The sequence below is a fragment of the Bradyrhizobium diazoefficiens genome (genome assembly GCF_016612535.1).
Taxonomy (GTDB): Bacteria; Pseudomonadota; Alphaproteobacteria; order Rhizobiales; family Xanthobacteraceae; genus Bradyrhizobium; species Bradyrhizobium diazoefficiens_C.
In genome coordinates, this window is sequence record NZ_JAENXS010000004.1 from 107,937 (window position 1) to 127,382 (window position 19,446).

General features: G+C 59.7%; 17 protein-coding genes. 3 read left to right on the top strand and 14 right to left on the bottom strand.

Features of this window, described 5'->3' with window-relative positions; translation table 11 throughout:
- Positions 1-28: 28 nt before the first annotated feature.
- From JJE66_RS34620 to tdh, 7 genes are all read right to left on the bottom strand, one after another.
- Positions 29-913 (bottom strand): branched-chain amino acid ABC transporter permease, encoded by an 885-nt coding sequence (locus JJE66_RS34620; protein WP_200520276.1) that lies wholly within the window; start codon positions 911-913, stop codon positions 29-31.
- Positions 914-917: 4 nt separating this feature from the next.
- Complete coding sequence (locus tag JJE66_RS34625) at positions 918-1,628, bottom strand: ABC transporter ATP-binding protein (RefSeq protein WP_210350098.1); 711 nt, start codon at positions 1,626-1,628, stop codon at positions 918-920.
- Positions 1,625-2,425 (bottom strand): ABC transporter ATP-binding protein, encoded by an 801-nt coding sequence (locus JJE66_RS34630; RefSeq protein WP_200520277.1) that lies wholly within the window; start codon positions 2,423-2,425, stop codon positions 1,625-1,627. Before JJE66_RS34630 ends, JJE66_RS34625 begins: the two co-directional genes overlap by 4 nt.
- Before the next feature lie 71 nt (positions 2,426-2,496).
- The gene (locus tag JJE66_RS34635) at positions 2,497-3,786 is read right to left on the bottom strand and encodes an ABC transporter substrate-binding protein (protein WP_200520278.1); all 1,290 of its coding nucleotides are present in this window, start codon (positions 3,784-3,786) and stop codon (positions 2,497-2,499) included.
- Between the two features lie 121 nt (positions 3,787-3,907).
- Positions 3,908-4,669, bottom strand: a complete 762-nt coding sequence (locus JJE66_RS34640; RefSeq protein ID WP_200520279.1) for an SDR family NAD(P)-dependent oxidoreductase — start codon at positions 4,667-4,669, stop codon at positions 3,908-3,910.
- 99 nt (positions 4,670-4,768) lie between these two features.
- A complete protein-coding gene (locus JJE66_RS34645) occupies positions 4,769-5,260 on the bottom strand; it encodes a hypothetical protein (RefSeq protein WP_200520280.1) in 492 nt (163 codons plus the stop codon).
- A 145-nt stretch (positions 5,261-5,405) separates the two neighbouring features.
- The gene (gene tdh / locus JJE66_RS34650; protein ID WP_200520281.1) at positions 5,406-6,455 is read right to left on the bottom strand and encodes an L-threonine 3-dehydrogenase; all 1,050 of its coding nucleotides are present in this window, start codon (positions 6,453-6,455) and stop codon (positions 5,406-5,408) included.
- A gap of 923 nt (positions 6,456-7,378) precedes the next feature.
- On the opposite strand from tdh, the gene JJE66_RS34655 reads away from it, so the two are divergent.
- Complete coding sequence (locus JJE66_RS34655; RefSeq protein ID WP_200520282.1) at positions 7,379-8,002, top strand: N-acetyltransferase; 624 nt, start codon at positions 7,379-7,381, stop codon at positions 8,000-8,002.
- A gap of 20 nt (positions 8,003-8,022) precedes the next feature.
- Positions 8,023-9,153: a histidine decarboxylase gene (locus JJE66_RS34660; protein ID WP_200520283.1), complete on the top strand. Its 1,131-nt coding sequence runs from the start codon at positions 8,023-8,025 to the stop codon at positions 9,151-9,153.
- Between the two features lie 197 nt (positions 9,154-9,350).
- Here JJE66_RS34660 and JJE66_RS34665 read toward each other — a convergent pair whose 3' ends face one another.
- Both JJE66_RS34665 and JJE66_RS34670 read right to left on the bottom strand, forming a co-directional pair.
- Positions 9,351-10,280, bottom strand: coding sequence for a choline kinase family protein (locus JJE66_RS34665; RefSeq protein ID WP_246756782.1), 930 nt, complete (start codon positions 10,278-10,280; stop codon positions 9,351-9,353).
- Positions 10,281-10,284: 4 nt separating this feature from the next.
- Positions 10,285-10,593, bottom strand: a complete 309-nt coding sequence (locus tag JJE66_RS34670; protein WP_200520284.1) for a hypothetical protein — start codon at positions 10,591-10,593, stop codon at positions 10,285-10,287.
- Positions 10,594-12,166: 1,573 nt separating this feature from the next.
- Here JJE66_RS34670 and JJE66_RS34675 point away from each other — a divergent pair.
- A complete protein-coding gene (locus JJE66_RS34675) occupies positions 12,167-12,871 on the top strand; it encodes an autoinducer binding domain-containing protein (protein ID WP_200520285.1) in 705 nt (234 codons plus the stop codon).
- Positions 12,872-12,936: 65 nt separating this feature from the next.
- Here JJE66_RS34675 and JJE66_RS34680 read toward each other — a convergent pair whose 3' ends face one another.
- The 5 genes from JJE66_RS34680 to traA all read right to left on the bottom strand — a co-directional run bounded on the left by JJE66_RS34680 (position 12,937) and on the right by traA (position 19,441).
- The gene (locus tag JJE66_RS34680) at positions 12,937-13,257 is read right to left on the bottom strand and encodes a transcriptional repressor TraM (protein ID WP_311980229.1); all 321 of its coding nucleotides are present in this window, start codon (positions 13,255-13,257) and stop codon (positions 12,937-12,939) included.
- Between the two features lie 553 nt (positions 13,258-13,810).
- Positions 13,811-14,434: a TraH family protein gene (locus JJE66_RS34685; protein WP_200520287.1), complete on the bottom strand. Its 624-nt coding sequence runs from the start codon at positions 14,432-14,434 to the stop codon at positions 13,811-13,813.
- 12 nt (positions 14,435-14,446) lie between these two features.
- Complete coding sequence (locus tag JJE66_RS34690) at positions 14,447-15,682, bottom strand: conjugal transfer protein TraB (RefSeq protein WP_200520288.1); 1,236 nt, start codon at positions 15,680-15,682, stop codon at positions 14,447-14,449.
- Positions 15,603-16,136, bottom strand: coding sequence for a conjugative transfer signal peptidase TraF (traF, locus tag JJE66_RS34695; RefSeq protein WP_200520289.1), 534 nt, complete (start codon positions 16,134-16,136; stop codon positions 15,603-15,605). Before traF ends, JJE66_RS34690 begins: the two co-directional genes overlap by 80 nt.
- Complete coding sequence (traA, locus tag JJE66_RS34700) at positions 16,133-19,441, bottom strand: Ti-type conjugative transfer relaxase TraA (RefSeq protein ID WP_200520290.1); 3,309 nt, start codon at positions 19,439-19,441, stop codon at positions 16,133-16,135. Before traA ends, traF begins: the two co-directional genes overlap by 4 nt.
- Positions 19,442-19,446 lie beyond the last annotated feature (5 nt).

Here is a 19,446-nt window from a genome sequence, read left to right on the forward strand (position 1 = left end):
GTATCGTTACCGGTTTGGAGCAGGCCGACTAAAGTCGCCGTATCTGAGCGTTACCAAGCAGACCGGTCGGCCGCCAAATGAGGACGCAGACGACTACGGATAGAAGGATGGGAAATCCCCAACGCGCGCCCAGCGCATACTCGGTCCACGCTTCGAGGAGAGCGAGACCGAAAGAGACGATCACCGCACCGAGCACGTTGCCCAGGCCGGCGACGACACACATAATAAATGCCTTAAGCATCGGGTCACCGCCAAGCGAGGGCGACAGTTGGGTCATCGTCGAGAGAAGCAAACCGCAACCAGCAGCAATCAAGCCGGAAAGCATCAAGACCACAAGGTAGACGCGATCAACAGCAACGCCCATCAGGCGCGCAGCGTCTCGGCTTTGCGAAGTGGCACGAATCGCTCGCCCCATTCGGGTCCGTGCCAAGAGCAGCGCAACCGACACCATAGCCAAAATTGCTGCGACGAATATCGACAGGTTTTGCCACGGGACGACAAGGGCGCTCCACGAAGCAGATCCGTCGATGGATACTGGCTGCTTGAGAGGCTGACCACCGAACAGCAGCAGGATTCCGTTCTCAACTGCAATTGCAACTCCAACGGTCGCTATCATCACGTTGGTTTCAAAATCCACCTTGTCTTGGCGCAGTACGTTGCGCACCACTACAATGTAGAGGAGGCCTCCGGCCATTGCCCCCGCCAAGAGCGAGGTAGCCACGCCGGCCCATACTGGGAGCCCCTTCACTGAGATTGCGTAGTAAGCCGTGTAGCCACCAAGCGTCAGAAGAGCTCCATGAGCCATATTCAGGACGCCCAGCGCGCCCCATATGAGCGAGAGACCTATGGTCGCAATCGCATAGAGCGCGCCGACGGTCAGACCTGCGACCAGAATGGAGTAGAAGGTATTCAAGGCGTCAGCCCCCCAGGTAGGCCATGATGAGTTCGTCGCTCGCCAACAGCTCGTTGGGTGGGCCTGACCAGACGAACTCGCCGTTATCGAGCAAATAGAGCCGATCGGAGATGTCTGCCACGCGAGCGGGATTCTCTTCGACGAGCAGGATCGTGCGACCGGCGCGGCCAAGAGCCGCAATCACCGCATAGATCTGTTCGATGACCAGCGGCGCAAGTCCGAGCGACGGCTCGTCAATCAGCATGATCCGCGCGTCCATCATCAGGCCGCGCCCGATACCAACCATTCGCCGCTCCCCGCCTGACAGCGTCGATACGTTTTGGTCACGCCGCTCCGCAAGTTTCGGCAGGAGCGCATAAACTGCATCGAGCCGTCGCGCGACTTCCGCCCTGTCGCGGGAGAGATAGGCTCCCATCAGGAGGTTTTCGCGCACGGTCATGCCCGAAAAGAGCATGTCGCCCTGCGGCACGTGAGCGATACCGCGGGCAGCCGTCAGGTGAACATGCCGATCAACCGGAGTCCCATCTAGATATATTTCTCCTTCGCGTCGCGGAACCAGGCCCGATATGGCTCGGAGCAACGTGGACTTGCCATGTCCATTGGGACCAACAACGGTCACCAGTTCTCCGGCAGCAATGGTCAACGACAAACCATGCAGCACCTCAATCCCCTCGTAACCTGCTCGTACAGAGCTCAGCTCAAGCACTGGTGTCATAGCTCTTTCCCAATACCGCCGGCAAAATACCGTTTCAGACGATCCTTGGCGCCGTGCCCGAGATAGACCTCGACGACTCTGTCATCTTCCGCGACCTGTTCAGGACGACCTTCGAACAACAGACTGCCATGGTGCATGATCAATACGCGGCTCGAAAGCGCGATCAGGAAGCGCATGACGTGCTCGATGAGCACGATGGTCAAGCCCCCTGCGCTGAGCTTACGCATCAGATCGATGATGGAATCGATCTCATGCGCGTTAAGTCCACCGACCGGCTCATCCAGAAACAACATCTTCGGGGCAGTCGCCATAGCACCGGCGATCATGAGGCGCTTGCGGTCGAACACAGGAAGCTCACCAACAAGCATTCCGGCCTTGCTGCTGAGCCCGACCAACTCCAGCGCCTCGCTCGCTGCGCGGCGCGTATTTGTTCCCACTTTCAGGCCAGGAAAAAGCCTTCGCTCGCGGCCAAAGTAGGCGCCGATCTCTACGTTTTCCCGGACGGTCATATGGTCGAATGCGGCATTGAGCTGGAACGTGCGGGCCGCACCGAGTTGGCATATGCGATCGGCCGTGACACGGGAGATATCTTGCTCGTCGAAGACTATTCGGCCAGCGCTGGCCGGCGTTATTCCGGTAATGACATCGAACAGCGTCGTCTTGCCGGCTCCATTAGGCCCGCCAATTCCCAGGATCTCGCCTCGTTTGACTGCGATCGAGATATTGTCCACCGCAACAAGCGAGCCAAAACGTCGCGTCACGCCTTCACAAACTAAAAGAGATTGCGTGTCTTGCATAGCTTCCGCTCTCTCCGGTTGGCGACAGACGCGACGTTCTGGTTAAGGGCCGAGGCTTCGACCGGCGCCTCTCAGGTCAGCCACGGCGGCAACTTGAAAGGATCGGTTGCGTAAAGTGCCGGGGCAATCAATCGTGGCTCCGTGCGATAGTCCTGATGCTGCAAGAACTGGTGCGGCAGCCCCAATGAAGGATCCTTGATCTGTGTGGGATAGCTGAAGGCTACCTGACCAGCCGGGTCGAAGTGGAATGCGCCGCTGACGCCACGATAGACTAGCTTGCGCAGTGCGGCAGCAACTTTGCGCGCTTGGCTACCATCGGAGGGTTTGCCGGGACCTCCCGCGGTGGCAGCCGCCACTGCATACATCCACAGCGCATCGTAAGTTTGAGCTCCGGTGAGCCACGCCGCCGTTTTACCGAACTTGGCTTTGTATTTGTCGCGGAAACCACTTGCAAACTCGTCCGGAAGACCGCCGATGACCGTAGAATAGATGACGCCGTTGACCGCCGAGCCGCCGATCTCCCGAAATACTGGCAGCGAAGGACCGTATTGCATGTAGATCAAACTTTGCGTCGGACGCGTTAGAAACTGCGTCATGAACTGAGCGAGATCCTGCGCAAGAAAGTGCGTTATCAGAATTGCTGCGGGTGGATCCTCCCGCAGCTTGGCAAGCACCGGTCCCCATTGGTTTGTCGGAAACGGCACCGTTTCATAGAGCGATACATTCCATCCATGTTCGGCCGCCTTGTCTCGGATTGCGTTGCCGATGACGATGGAGTATTCAACCGCCGACGCTACGATTGCGATTTTCTTGTTGGCCGGCTTCCATTGGCCGGAAGCGACGAGGGAATTGAGAAACCCGAGACAGCCAGGCCCATACCAGTATTCTGCCGGGTCGGTCTGAAAACCACCGTAGAATCGCTTGGGGTCGGTCTTGAATTTCTCCTGGTGTGCAATCTGCGTGTTGTTGTGCATCACGATAACGTCGTTGTCTGCAGCAACATCGAGCTCCACCATGTTGGCGCCCAGATTGTAGCCGTTGACGATCGCTGGCGTTTTGTATCGATCAATGAGGCGCTGCATAGCTTGGCCGACGAGATCAGCCCCCATGTCGCGCGTATCTTCAATGTGTATCTCGACCGGACGCCCGAGGATTCCGCCCGACGCATTGATTTCTTCGGCGGCCAACTGAAGGCCGTTCTTGAACTCGACACCGTCGCCCGCGGCTGCGCCGGACATTGGCAGCGCTGACCCGATTGGAATTGGCGCTGCATTTTGGCTTTGTGCACTGCTCGCGTTAAGACCTGCGACCGCCGCAACACCCAGTGTGGCAGCACTGGAGAGAAACTGTCGTCTCTTCATTTTAGAGCTCCGTTTAGTTGCGAGGATGGTTTGAGATTACGCATTGCTTTTGACGCGCGTCGCCAACTCCGCAGACGGAGCGGACTCAACGGGCGACGCATTTCTCATTTGCGGCGTGCGGCTATGGCTGGGCGAACACGCCCAGCGTCCAGCCGCCATCGACTAGAATGCTTTGACCATGGATGTGGTCAGCCAAGTTCGAGCTGAGAAACATCACAGCATCTGCAATTTGCTCCGACGTACCCCACTTCCCGTCGGGCGTCTGTGCCGCAAGCTTCGCCTTGGTCTCTTTGTCGTAGATGTCGGTCATCGGCGTGTAGATGAAACCGGGAGCGACCGCGTTCACGTTGATACCGTGCGCTGCGTAATCCATGGCGACTTGGCGCATGAAATTGAGGGCGCCGCCTTTCGACGTACAGTAAGCAGCGAAGCCCTGGTTACCCCGGTAACCGGAAATAGAACCGATGGATACGACCTTGCCGCCACGCCCTTGCGCCATCATGTGCCTAATGGACTCTCGGGTCGTGTAGAAAAGGCCGTCCAGATTGACGGCCATTGTACGACGCCAAGCCTCATCGTCCGTGTCGAGCAGCTTTCCGGCCAACAGGAGACCTGCGGATAGGACGGAGATATCGATTCCTTTCCGAGCCGCCACTTCGGCAAACACGCGCGTTACCGCTTTGCTATCGGAGACGTCGAGATCGACGAAGTCGACCTTCGGGTCGTCGTACATTCTCGCGTCTTCAGCCGAATGATCGCGCTTTCGGGCCATCACGGTCACCGAAGCTCCCGCGGCAGCGAGCGCGCGCACCACCGCGGCACCAATTCCAGAACTGCCGCCCGTCACGACCGCGTGCTTTGCTGAAAGATCGATTTTGTTCACGGACATCCCTCCCTATTCCCAGCCATTCTCAAAGGATCGACACGGCGGCCAAAATCGTCAGCCCGTGCCCAGTTCGCGAGAAGACCATATTATAATTGTTTATTTTCCAACATAATAATGACTGACTTCTGTCATGTCAAGACAACTGGAGCAGCGGTTGAGAAACACCTGTATCGAACCGTCTGCACTCCCTTGTGCCGGCGTCAACGAGCGAATCTGCTTGAATTCCTTGATCACTGGGCTTGGGAATGGTCTCCCAGTTCGCCGGGCGGTTTGGCTTTCAGACTGGGCGGGACGGCCACTAACGTCAGCCGCCCGTTGTGCCGTTTGAGCCAACCTTCGGCTTGCCTCGCCTGCTGCATATCCCAGCGCAGCGTGCTCAAGAGCATCGCAGGCAGATAGCCCGAAAACGAGCAGGAGAACGACGGATCGCCCAGCTTCCACGAGGACCAGATTCGCCGTGCCGGCTTTGCTCTCGGCATCGATGAAGCGCACCGCGATCGGATCGCCTTCTCGATCGACGTCAAGCAGAATACCCCTCACCGATCGAGTTACACCGCCCGGCACGCGCTGCACGACGCGGCCGCTCACCTGGCCATTTGTCTCCCGCTCGGGCTAAGGTCGGCGGCGCGGAAAAAGGCGGATCGAGGCGCAGCACAGTTGGCGATCTATAGCTCGGTAAGGGAGCCATTCCTCGTCTCATGAATTGAGAGGGCTCGGCAGCGGGTGAAGCCGATCACCGGCAGGCCTCATGCCCGATCAGGCTCCAGTCGAGGACAATTTTTCCTGAGCGCCCGCTCTGCATTGTGTCGAAGCCGAGCTGGAAGTCTCGAGCCGGTAAGCGGTGCGTAATAACCGTTCGCACATCGAGGCCGGTCTGCACCATGCCTAGCATCTTGTGCCAGGTTTCGAACATCTCTCGGCCATAGATGCCCTTCACCGTGAGCATCTTGAAAACGAGCTTGGTCCAATCAACTACAAACGGCTTCGAGGGAATACCAAGCATTGCGATCTTCCCGCCTACTACGAGATGCTCAACCAGATCGTTGAAGGCCGCGGACGCACCGCTCATTTCCAGACCAACGTCGAAACCCTCCTTGATACCCAACCGCTCCTTAACAGACGCCAGATCTTCCGTTGAAACATCAACGGGCACGACGTCCGTTGTTTTGGCCGCCAGTTCTAGCCGCTCCGGATTTACGTCAGTGATGACGATATGACGAGCACCGACATGTCTCGCCACAGCAGCGCTCATAATGCCAATTGGCCCTGCCCCGGTGATCAGAACGTCCTCGCCCACGAGGTTGAAGGACAGCGCTGTATGGACTGCGTTGCCAAGCGCATCCAGAATAGCACCTAGTTCGTCGTCAATATCATCGGGCAACGGCACGACATTAAAAGCGGGAATTCTCACGTATTCAGCAAATGCGCCCTGGATGTTGACGCCGAGCCCTTGTGGTTGCGAGACAAGATGAAAGCGTCCGCTGCGAGCGGCGCGACCATGCATTGTGATTACATGCCCCTCCCCCGAGACACGCTGGCCACATACAAGGCCTTGAACAGCAGCGCCGAGATCAACTATTTCGCCCGCGAACTCATGGCCCACCACCATCGGCACGGGCACTGCTTTACGAGCCCACTCGTCCCAATTGAAAATATGGATATCGGTACCGCAGATCCCGGTCTTCTTGACTCTTATCAAGACGTCATTCGATCCGATCGTGGGCACGGGTTCTTCGCGTAGCCATAATCCAGGCTCGGACTTGGCCTTGACGAGCGCCTTCATCCAATACACTCCTTGCGCTTTAGGTGATATCGAGCGCAAGCGTCGCGTCGGCATCAGTGGCTGTGGCCGCAATTGCGTGCGCGGCGGCGCAAATGGAGACAGCAATTTTCGTACCAACGCGCGGTAGAACTTCGGTAAGCGCCCCTGGAATCACGTGTGGGCTCTGACTTCACGTCTTTCGGAGTCGCCAAGGGCGTGAGGCGTTCGATTGGGTTTGAGCCGAGCGTTGCGCCGAGCCGCTCTCTTTATCGCATCTTGAGTTGACGGGTCTTCTGGCGGACGATGCTCAACCGTTCCGCTCCACACGCCCCACCAGCCCTCGCGTTTGACAGCAACTGAAGTGCTCGTCTAAGCGACGACAAAGTGCGGACGGCACTCCCGCACCACCTTATCACCATCGCCAGCCTCGGCAGCTATCCTGCCCGCGCCAGCGAATCCGCCCATCGGCAACAGGATCATAGGGTGCGACTCTTGCGCCTTACAGGCAATCCGCTAGGGCGCCGTGGCAGCAGGAGAACGATGGGTTGCTGAAAGCCTCGCCGGATGGATACGAGCTTCTGAGGAGCGACATCGTGCGAAAAATAACTCTCGGCTCGCTGTTGCGGATCAGTCGAAGCGGCCGAGGCTTTTCGTTTCCCCGTAACCGCTGGCTCGCGGACAGCAACTGCATGCCGGCCTAGGCAAGTTTCCTTCAATGTCTTGCAAGGCGTCGCACGATCAATCCGTGTTGGAAAAACGCCGCGCTGGTGTGCAACATGTCCGGTCCTGTCGCGAAGACGACATCACGACCCAAGAAGTGAGACGATACACTGGATTTCTTTGGCCCGGCTTTTGCTACCGCGGTTTATGGCCGATGCGATCGGTGCATTCGAAGCGCCAGATCGGTACGGCCTCAGTCGGCGCTGGCAGCGCAAGGAGGTACTATGCAAGCCGATCACGTGGATGCCACATCGATCAAAACTGTCGATCTGGAGGATCAGTCGAGAGTCGACGCGATACTGACAACCGCATTCACGATGTGTCCTTTGTTGCGGTGGCTATATCCCGAACCGCGAGAGTACCTACAGCATTTTAAAGGATTCATTGAATACTACTGCGGCAATCCATATTCGAGTAAGAGCGGCGCATACCTAAACGACGGGGACAAAGGCGCCATCTTGTGGCAGACAGAAGGCGAAAAGCGCGACAACACCAGCATGATGAAGTTTCTTCTCAAGAGCATACAAACGCACAGGCACTCGGAAACCGAAAGAGTCTTCGAATCATTCGGCAAGTACCACCCGCATCAGCCGCATTGGTATCTAACCATGGTAGCTATCGATCCTATGCATCAGCGATTAGGGCTAGGAGAACATCTTCTTCGACACGCCACGGGGCTCTCGGATAACGCGCAGAGGCTCGTGTACTTAGAGGCGACCAGCCCGCATGCGATGCGACTTTATGAGCGCCTAGGGTGGAATGTCTTGGCGGAGGTCCAGGTTGGCAGTTCCCCCCCGTTCTTCCCGATGCTGCGTCAGCCCAACGCGCCGGAGAGCGTGATCACTTGAATGTTCACAGGGGTCTCCTGATGCTTGATCACCAACAGCAAAGACGCCTTGATGATCTGTTTGACGCTATGAAGGCGGCAAACGAATCTTTTCTTGGTTACCCCTTCGCCAAAGGATTCAGTTACGAGTCGTTGTGGCGTTTCATGAACTTTTCAGGCAACAATGTCGGTGATCCATTTGGACCGGAAACCTATCGGGTTAGCTCTCGTCTTTTGGAATGCGAAGTCGTCGAGTTCTTTGCCGGATTATTCCGAGCCCCCCCTTCCGAAACTTGGGGTTATGTTACAAACGGGGGGACTGAAGGAAATACTTACGGATTGTATCTCGGCCGAGAGTTGTATCCGAATGCTGTAGCCTACTTCTCGCGTGACACTCACTACAGTGTGAGCAAAGCAATTCGGCTTCTCCGTCTTGAACACGTTGTAGTGCGGGCAGAGCCTAGTGGAGAAATAGCCTATGAGGATCTTGCACAACAGGCGATCCGCTCTCGACAGCGGCCCGCGATTGTAGTCGCAAACATTGGAACCACGATGAAAGAGGGCAAGGACGACATCAAAAAGATTCGCCAAGCCTTACATGACGTAGGAGTTGAAGAGGTTTACATTCATTCCGACGCGGCGCTGTGCGGGCCATATGCGCCGTTCCAAACTCCAAGGACGCCCTTCGATTTTCTCGACGGGGCTGACTCGATAATGCTCAGTGGTCACAAATTTTTTGGTGCGCCCATCCCTTGCGGGGTCGTTTTAGCGCGCAAGCAGCACGTCCAGCGAGTATTGCAAACGGCCAACTACATTGGGAGTTCTGATACCACTTTGAGCGGATCGCGGAGTGCGTACACACCGGTCATTCTTTGGTATGCGATACGAAGTTTGGGTATCGAGGGCATCAAACGAATGTTTGAACAATGTGTGGGATTGGCGGCTTACACGGTCGACGAGTTGAAGGCACGCGGCATGAGCGCTTGGCGCAATCCCAGCGCGCTCACTGTCGTTCTTCCTCCTGTCGAAGAGTACGTTAGGATCAAATGGCAGATCGTGACGCAGGACGTAAGCCACCTGGTTATCACGCCGGGCACCACCAAGGCACAGATCGATGCCCTAGTCGAGTCAATGACGATCGATAACCGTCGGCTTGACGGTCACATTCTGTGAAATGATCATATCTGCTTGGCTAGCGGTTGCAGAGCAAGCGGCGCCAACGCAACAAGGCTAGGCAAATGGGCTTCCCCTTTACACCTCAAGAGCGCGCTTCGCAAACCGAAAGAATGCGGCTTCATGCGCTCATCGCATGTCCAAATGAAGTTCGCGATGACTATGGTCTGTCTGGCGCGATTTGTCCGCCAGAGCACTCAGATGTAGCGGAGCCAATCGTTCCATCTCGGGTCGTCGAACAGCTTGCGCGCCCGCGCATATTTCCAAATGCCGTATTTCTGGTAGTCGAAATCCCAGTTCGACATCTGCCTTTGCTGAACGGCCCACGAGCCCCACTTCATGTCGGCGACCGCGCGCGCCACCCATACGCGGGCAACCAATTCCTGCCGTACCGTTCCGTAATATTGCTCGATTAATTCGAGCGTTGTTTCCTCGTCCACGAAGACCTCGCCGAGGAATACGCCGATTTCGTACGCCCGCTCGTTGTTCGACGCGAATTCAAAATCGATGATCTTCATGTCCACGATCTGGTTCTGGTCAGACATTTTGACCATGAAGTTGCCCGGCATCGGATCGTTATGGCAGGGAACCAGATCGAGGCCGGAAGCGACGAAGGCCGCCTTTGCGCGTTGATACTGACAGGACAGCCACTCGAAGTCGGCGGGCCTGATGGCGCCGAGCGCGTCGCCTTGCTGGATATGCTCATCGGTCATCGCGAACACGTCCTTTGTGACCGATAAACGCTCGCATGCATTGAGCTGCCGGTAGAGACCGATCACTGAGGAGAGAAAGTCCTTGCGCGCGAAGTCGGCGTTCGTCGAGGCGCGGTACCCCTGCAGGAATTCAATGACCTCGGCGCCCTTCTCAAGACTGAAGAACTCGACGCGAGGCGTGATGCCTATGGCATGCGCCCTGGACGCGGCCTCGTTGGACAGCTTGCGATCGACAAAGCTATCCGATCCAATCCCGAAAACCTTCAGGAAGTAATCGGTACCGGCATGGTGAACGAGCCAGTTTGAATTGAGCAATCCTCCTACGAGGGGACGCTTGGTCACCTTAGTCTTATCCCATCCCGGGACGGCAGCAATCGCCTCTTCGACCTGCTTGATCGTCGCGGCTTCGGACATCTCGTCATCCCCTCTTGTTGAAGCCATGCGACGCAGGCGATCTCCCGCCATGGAAGTTTGCGACGTCATCTCGAAACTCATCCGCCAGGAAGGCGTTTTTGGCGATTTCGAGCGTCGTGGGCGCCGACGATACGGCCATGGCGAAGGAGACGAGAGCCCAGCGCAGTTCTTCGAGAATTCCGTAGAGCATGGCCCGCGGGAATAGGGCTTCTTCGAAAAAGCTGGTCCATTCCAGGGAGCGAGCCAGTGATTTCGTGGATTTGTCGAGCAGCTCGGCTGTCGAATCAGATTTGAAGAATCCGTAGTCGGACAAAGGCGCACACCTCCATACGTCTAGCTTGGCCTCGTTTTGTTGGATATGCAACATAAAAATGTCGCATGTTAGACATTAGTTGGTGTTTATGCGCCACTCGGATATTGGTGTTGAAGCCAATCCTACGCTGCGGACGAACCAGTTCTGAGGCGCTTGGCGTCTCGACTGAGACCGTCCGCGCGATCTGACAAAGGTCGTTCAGATAGGCCGTCTGAACGTCATTCGGCGGGGGCGGTCGCACCGCGAACCGGTTTGAGACGGCGCTCAAATGCAACGGCACGATGGCGGCAATCAACTTTCGCTTAGCGAACTACCCGCCGGCGGACCCTGGACAAAAGTTTCACCGCCTCCGTCTTGTCGAGGAGGACAGCGCGTGTCGACCAGCGGTAGGGGAAGGAAAGCCGGTTCAGCTCGTCGAGAATTCCGGGAATCCCGGGAGGTGGCGGTCGAATGGAGATCAATAGGCAAGCTAAGGGGGATTGAATCCGTCGACTCGTTCGAAAGGTCATCGAAGCAGAAGTCTTGATGCTCCTCCGACGAGCTAGGTTGGAATCGGTAATGTTCAGAACAAGAAGACGAAGATTCGGTTGGATGGGCAACTGCAGAGGGGAATCGATCTATGATCTGGCCACACGACGAGCGCTCCATCCGCGACGCGCTCAAGAATTTTACTGTCTCATCCGGCTTCGATCGCTCCGCCTACATTCATGTTAGCGTTGACGATGCCGTTGCTTCAGCGGTTATCCCGCGGAATGAGCTCTTTTCGACAGAGCATGATCGAGAATCATGACGGTCCGCAATCTGTCGCCCTCGACCGGCAATCTAAGATCCATTCGATCGCAACAGCACGGACCAAGTCTTCGCACGGGTGGCCCCCTACAACAGGAGCGCCCACACTCCTCGCTGAAACACTCACACCGCAACGGACGATCGGCTGCGTAAGTCCGACCAGCCTCGCCGATCGCCCGTTGGTCCACCCGCGACGCGCGCGTACAAAACCGGGGATTCTAAATGCCCACTGGATACAAGTTCAGTGACCGGTCACCGCCCCTTCAAGAAGTTTATGCAGGACGTCATAGTTGGCATGCCGCAACTACAACGCGACGCATATAGTCAATTCTTCGATCATGCGGTAAATGGCTCAAGCCAATCGAATGATGACGAGGGGAGGACACATCGATACTGAGTGACTCTGGACACGCCTGCGGTTCGTAAGCCTGGGCCGTTCTCGTCCTCAGCATAGGACAGAAGGTGCGAGTTCCCGGTTCGCCTGCACGATGAAAGCGCCTGTGCGAGGCTGCACGTGCGCGAGCAATGCAGAACCGAGTGCAGTTCCACCGCCACAGGAATTGAAGCTCTGGTTTGAAGAGAGTGGTTTAAGTCAGCGCCAGGATCAGAACGCGTACGGGCATGCGCAGGACGACCGGGATGGAAATAAGTAAGTAAGGAGCGTCACTCCAAACGATCATCGATTCAGAGGGATGAGAGCATTATGATGCTCATTCGACGAGAAAGGTCGGCGTCTCGCTGATACTCGCAACAACAACAAGAAAGAGACGAGGATAAATTTACATTGGACGCGCAATTGCAGGGGTTGATCGACGCCGTCGATCTGGCACACGACGAGCGCTCCATTCGCAACGCGCTCAAGAAGTTCACTGTCTCATCGGGTTTCGATCGCTACGCCTACATTCATGTTCACGCCGATGACGCGGTTGCTTTCAGCGATTATCCTGCGGAATGGCTGAACCTCTATTTTGCAAAGCAGTACACGATCATCGACCCTGTCGTGACGACCGCCAAGCGCAGCATGCGGATGTTCGCCTGGTCGGCGGAGGAGCGCGACGTACGGAGGAGCTCGCGGGAGATCAAACAATTCTATTCGGAGGCAACTGACTTCGGCATACGGTCCGGCGTTTCCGTTCCGATCAGGACAAGCTATGGCCGCACCGCAATGATCACACTCGCATCAGATCGGCGGCGGGTGGAGGTCCCACCATGGGATCCGATGCAGGCGGCATTGGCACTCGCTTACATTCATGTTCACCTCAGCCTAGCGTCTGAGTCGTCCTTCAAAACAGGGAATGTGACGTTGTCGACGCAGGAAGCGACCTCGCTCAGCTGGTCGTCACACGGCAAGTCGATGAACGTGATTGCGGATCTGCTCGGGATCAAGCCGCGAACAGTCCAGTTCTATCTGGATAACGCGCGCGATAAACTCGGCGCCAGCAATCTCCAGCAGGCTGTCCGCATCGCCATGGAGAAGAAGTTAATCTAATTGGTCTATCGTGACACGTTCACCGGACGGTTCCTACTCGGCGGGGACCCTCTGAGTCGCAACGATTAGCCGGCTGGGACTTTGGGAACGTAGCCGAGGCGATCGATCAGGTTATTGAGGACAAGCTGACGCGCCCGATGCTCGGCCTCCGCATGTTCATGGATTCGTTGGAGCTCCGCTCGGCGTTCGGGACAACAATCTGGATCGGCCTCCGCGGCTACCCGTTCCAGTCTGGCGGCTTCGGCGAGCGCGACGCTAGCACGGTATTCGCGAATGGCGTCGACGGTCAGGCGCTCAAGCTCAGGTTGCGCCATTTCCCCGAAAATGTGCCCAAGATTGCAATTGAGCCCGGCGCCGGGCGGATCATCATCATTGTTCGATACCACAATTCTCACACAGACTTGGTCCGCGGTGCGCCCCCGCCGACGACAATCCCCTTGATCTAAGCCGGGGGTTAGAAAACCGCGATTAGACGGTCCCTATGACCTTTAGCACCGAGGCGCCTGGACATACGTCACAGGCCCCCGGCCGTTAGGTCAGAGGATCCCGGTGCCGTCACGGCCGGCACCAACCGCTAATCGAGGGGTTTCTAAGCCCCGAGGCAGCGCGTACTGCCCTGCGGCTCCTTATAGATTGAAGAGAGGCTGGGCGCTAGCCGAGCAGAATGCGGCGAATTCGGCCAAGTTGGTGTGGCCTGAGCGACCAAGAGCCGGGCTCTGTGAAAGGTGTGCCGTTGATCGGTGACAAACCTGTCGGATGCCCGGCGGAAGAGAATGAGCACCTGGAAAGCGACCTTGTGTCGCCGAGCCTCGCGCGCATGAGCGAATATGCGAACACCCGTCAGAGCGGCGACGCATGCTCCGCAGAATCGGCCGGAAGGAACTAACGGCCGACACGTAGCGCTGCCGCCTATCCACCATTGGACTCTGGCTTTCCAGCCTATTTCGACTTGCCGACGCCGATGCCAGTCAAATCAATCCGGATGCCCGCCTTGTTGGGATCATCCGGCTGCTTGTCGTGTGGGGTCCCATTGTCCGGACTGCTCGCAGGCCTTGCCGCGTCATCGTCGCCCACGGGCTTGTCGCCAGCGTCCGACGCCCCCTTGCGGGCCGGGAGGTGGCCAGGATCGGGCTGGTCGAACACGTACTTCCCGTCGAAATAGCCGGTCTTCCAGGCGTCGATCGCATCGCCGAACGCCTCGTCGAGCAGCGCGCCATACCATTTGGTGACGATGCGGTAGACTTTGCCGAAAAGCGCAGTGCCCATCCTGATATTCGCGCAGGCGTCGAGGAGGTCGGGTTTGAGCTCGGCGACGTCGGCGACGCCGAGTCCGGCCGGGTATTGGGTGACGCCAACACGGACCATAGCCTGGCCGACGTAACGACGGACCAGCTCCATGGCGTCATCCGGCGACTTGGGTGGCGTCACCAGGATGACGCGGTTGCCGGCGCGAATCGTGACGGCGAGCGGATCGGGCGATCCGACCGCCCGAATGAACTTTTCGACGATCGCGGGCTTCAGGCCGGGATCGGCACATTGGTGGATGGTCGCGGCATCGATCATGATGATCCCCCTTCAGGTGTTGAACGAGAGCACGAGCGGCAGCGCAAACAGGCGCGCCCAGGCTTGGGTGCTGGCCTTTTGGATTGCGAGGATCCTGGTCTCGGCGGTCCACCAGTCGTTGCCGATGGCGACGAGCACGTCGGGCGAATGGCGCATGGACTGCAGCACGGGCCAGACGAGCAGCTGCTCGTAACAGATCAGCGGTGCGACGCGGCGGCCGGCGGACTCGACGACGGGATTGCCGAAAAAGGTAGCCCTGGCCCCGCCACCCTGCCCGATCCAGGCGAGCCAGGGTTGCCACATGGAGACCGGGACCGGCATACGTTCGCCATAGAGGTCGTGCGCGCCGCTGGGGCCGATCTCGATCATGGCGTTGTCATAGCCTTCGCGCTGGACGATCGCGGCGCCGACGATCACCGTGATGCCGGTGCCGCGCAGACCATCCATCCAGAAGCTGCTCGTGGTCGGCGTCCACAGCCCGGCCGCACTTTCGGGGAGTACGACAACGCGAGCTCCGGCCGCGCCCGCTTCGCGCACGCGCTGCAGAAGCGCCTGGGATTCATCGAGGTCCGGGGCCCGGCCGAGCGCGCTGCCAAGCTTGGTATCGAGTCCGACCCAGCCGTCAGGTTCCGACGGTGCGACCCAATGCGAAGCCGACCAGGTCCAAAAGCCGGTCGCGACGAGCGCGGCGATCGGCCACTTGGGCGTTGTCATCGTGAGCAGGATGGCTGCTGTCGCAGCCAATCCCCACCAGCCCCAACCTGGAAACAGAACGCCAGCCGCTGTAACGGGCTGCGCCCATCCGACGATCCCGAACGGCGGCACACTCATCAAGATCGCCGCAAGGGCAAACCGAAGCGCCCTGCCCCATCCCGGCTGCCCTTGCCAAGCGACGGCATGGACGAGAACGAAGGCTGCCGCGGCGCAGAGCCACAAGGCTATGCCGAAGCCGACATCAGTGCCGTAGAAATTGACGGCCCCCTGCGGCAATCCGCGCGATGCCGCAAGGAAATAGGCCGCCGAGACCATTGCTGCAGCGATTCGCGATCGCGCCGATGACCACAACCTTGGAAAGGCGCAGCCGAGCGGCAAGGTGAGCGCCTGACCGCTCCAGGCGACGGCGCCCACCACCGCGGCCGCGACGACCAATGCCGCTGTGCGCCAGTCGCTATGGGCTGAGGGTGAGAATCGGCCGCGCGAGGCCGAGGACGCCAGATGCTGGGATCGGTCCAAAGTATCGGGAATCATAGGAACCTACGAAATCGGAATGGAGATAGAGGTCGCCGGCAGGAATGACGCCGCCGGCAAACACCGCGAGAGGACGGCCTGCAGCATCGGTATGCCGGATATCGGAACCGGGGAGCGGACGGCCGTCGATCGAGACCTGATCAGCCACATCAACCTGTTGGCCGCCGATCGCGGCGACGGTCTTGATGAGCGGGCTCAGGCCGCCGGCGCAAAGTCCGCGCCGGATGTAACCGCGCGCAAATGCGCGTTCGAACTCGGCCGTGTCGGGCGGACAGATGAAGACGAGATCGCCAGCGGCGGCGGCCCGATCCAGCGTCTCGATCTGCCAGAGACCCCGCGGGTAGCTCGGCGTCATGTTGATGCGCAGTCCTGCGCAGCAGCCTGCAAACGCCAGGGCAATCATGAGGCCGGCGCCGGCCGCCAGGATCATCACAGGGACGCGTCGAGCACTCATTTCAGAGTCTGTCCCTGGCGCTGCGTCAGGCGCTGCGCTTCGGCCTGCTTGAGAGCCTGCGCGGTGCGTTCCCCTGCTGCGAGTTGCTGCGCGGCACGCATCGCGGGCCAGGCCTCTTTCAGTTGGTCGCGACGCGCAGGATCCATGCCGGCCGCTGCCTTCTCGAAGGCCTGGCCGTTCGGCTCTCTGGCGGCGTTCGGCAGGAAGGTCCGATCGCCGAACCGCTCGGCGACCGCCTTGTTGAAGCCTTCGATTTCCGCCTTCACCATCCGGTCCGCCAGCGCGAACTCCAGGGCGCTCGGCAGGTCGTTCCGGTCAATGGCATCGCGCACGCGCTCGAGCACACGGCGCGCATCGCGCGACAGAGCAGGGACGTCGATGGCGACGCGGTGCCGGATCGCGCGCTCCTCAGCCGCATGCTTGTGCTCGGCCTCGGCGCGAAGACGTAAGTAGCGCTCGATATCCTTCTTCAGTGCGGGCGCATTGGCCTCGGCCCGTTGGCGCTCTTGGCTTTTGGCCTTACCCGCCAGCAGACCGACCTTGCCGCGGAGCGCCCCAAAGGATTCGGGGTTCAAAGCCAGACGCTGGAGCGTCGAAGTGGCCGCGGCGGGATCCTTCAGGATGGCGTCAAAGTTTGCCGTCCTGAACGCCCGCTCGGGATCGGCAAAGACGAGACGGAAGCGCGCGGAGACATCCTCCCATTGCTTCTTGACGGCGGGGTCGGCGAGGATCTTATCCTCGACCGTATCGACCAGGGACTTGGGGAACGTGGTGACGCCGGCGACCATGGGTGGGGCCTCCTTCCTTGTGGCGGTGACGGTTGATGTGCGTGCTTTGGCCAGCCCTAGTTTTTCGCCGACGACGCGCAAGCGTCGTGCGAGTCGGGCCACCTTGTCCTTCTGGCGGATGGTCCAGCGGACACGGTCGCGGACGAGCGTGCGGGCGACCTGGACGATGTGCAGGCCGCGGTTGGAGGCGAAGCGCAGCGCGTCGCGAAAGAGGCGGCCGCCGGCATAATCGAGGGTGGTTTCCTTGGCGTTTAGCCGTGAGAGGACTGCGATCAGCCCGTCGTTGAAGCCGAACGACCGACGGCCGTAATAGAGCGCCACGTCCTCGCGATGCCGGGTCATCGCGACATAGGTCAGGTGGCGGTCGAGCGAGAGGCTCGCCAGCACTTTCACCCGGTCGACGGTCGCGCCCTGGGATTTGTGAATGGTGGTGGCGTAGCCGTGATCGACGTGGCGATAGAACCGCTGATCGACCTCGACCCGCTGACGATGCTCGCCCTCGCCGAGCTCGGCGATGAAGCGCCTGGGCTCGGCTTCCACGACCTTGCCGATCATGCCGTTCTTGACACCAAGCGAGCCCTCGTTCTGCAGAAACATGATCTGATCGCCGACGGCAAAGCGGCGCTCGCCGTCCGCGGTCCGGAACGCATGTCCTTCCTCGAGGAGGCCGCGCTCGATCAGCTTGCCGCGTGCCAGGTCATTGAGGGCGCGCACATCGCGGCGCAGATGCGCCAGGATCAGTGAGGTCTTGGCCGAATCGTAATCGCGGTTCCAGTCCGCGATCAGGTTGTCAATCGCCTGGGCCTTGAGCTCGGAGCCGAGAATGCGGCCCTGGGCGCCATAGGCCGAGAGGGCATCGGCGATGCGTCCGCGCGCGAGATCGAGCGAAGCGTCCCGCATCCATTGCTCGCGCTGGCGATAGATGGTCTCGAGCTCGGCATAGCCGATGCGCTCGGAGATCGACCGGAAGGCGGCGCCCGCCTCGATCGGCTGGAGCTGGTCGGGATCGCCGACCAGAACCAGTTTTGCCCCAGTCCGCGATACGGCTTCCACAAAGGTCGCCATCTGCCGCGAAGCGATCATGCCGGCCTCGTCGATCACCATGACGGTCCGCCCATCGAGGGCGTCACGGCCGTTCTGCCAGCGCAGCTCCCACGACGCCAGCGTATGCGAGACGATCCCCGCTTCGCGCGACAGGCCTTCGGCAGCCTTGCCGGCAAGCGCCGCGCCGACGACGCGGTGCCCGGCCGCTTCCCACACTTCGCGCGCCGCGCGCATCATCGTCGTCTTGCCGGCGCCAGCGCGGCCAATCACGGCCGCGATCCGCGCCGGCGCCATGACATGCTCAATCGCCGCGCGCTGCTCCACCGAGAGCTGCGCATGCCGCGCCAGCACCTCGCCCAAGACCTTCTCCTGGACACCGAAGCTATCGGTCCTGGCGAGGCCGATCGCGCGTCGCGCCATATCGGCTTCCAGCCGGATCAGCTCGCGCGTCGTAAGCTTCGCCGGCACCCGCGCGCCGGTTGCAAAGTCAATGCTATCGGCCTGCAACCGTACGACATCCGGGCTCTCGAGGATGCGGTGCAGGAGGAGCTGGAAGGTGCCGGGATCATCGACATAGCGATGCAGCACCTTGGCGATATCGCGCTGGTCGAAGACGCTCTTCTCGCGGCTGACGAGGTCGAGCACGATTTCCGGCCGGCGCTCGATGCGGCGGGCGTTCTCGGCCCGGCTCTCATCGAAGACCGCCAGCCGATCAAGCCCCGGCCCCGCACCCTCAAGCTTCGCCTTCCGATCGATCGCTTTTGCCGCGACACCGATATGGGTGGTCGGGACGAGGTCGATGCCGCGCTCGGCATAGGAACGGCCATCGACACGAACGTCGAGGCCGGCGAGTGCAAGATGGTAGTTTTGCAGATCGATCCACCGCGCCCGTTGCGCCAGGAACTCCTGCTTGTCACCGGCCCAGAGCGCATAGCGGATTTTGCCGGCCTCGGTGCGGAGTGGAGTGCCGTCTTCGCCGAGCAGAGCGATCCTCTTGCCGCCGAAACCGTCCTCTGTCAGGGGCCGCAGCGTCGTCATCAGGTGGACATGCGGATTGCCTGACACGTCGTGATAGACCCAGTCGGCGACCTGTCCACGCGACAAAATCTCCTGCGCCACGAACTGGCGCATGAGAGCGATATTCTGTTCAGTCGTGAGCTCCACCGGCAGGGCGATGATCGCTTCGCGAGCGAACTGCGCATCGGATCGTTTCTCGAAGGCTTCGACCTTGTTCCAGAACGCTTCGGCCGCGCCCGCCACGGAGCGGTCGGCGATCAGCGTGCGGGCCCAGACCGGCGCGTCCGCTGGCAGGAGGAATTCTTCATGCGCCAGGCCGCGCTTGTTCGAGTAGTCGACGGCCCTGGCCTCCGCCTCGTGCTCCATGCGGGCGCAATGGCGGTACGCGGCCGACAGAACGGCGCTGCGTCCGCTGGCGCGGCCGATGATCTGGACGGTGAAATGGGTGATAGCCACGGCAG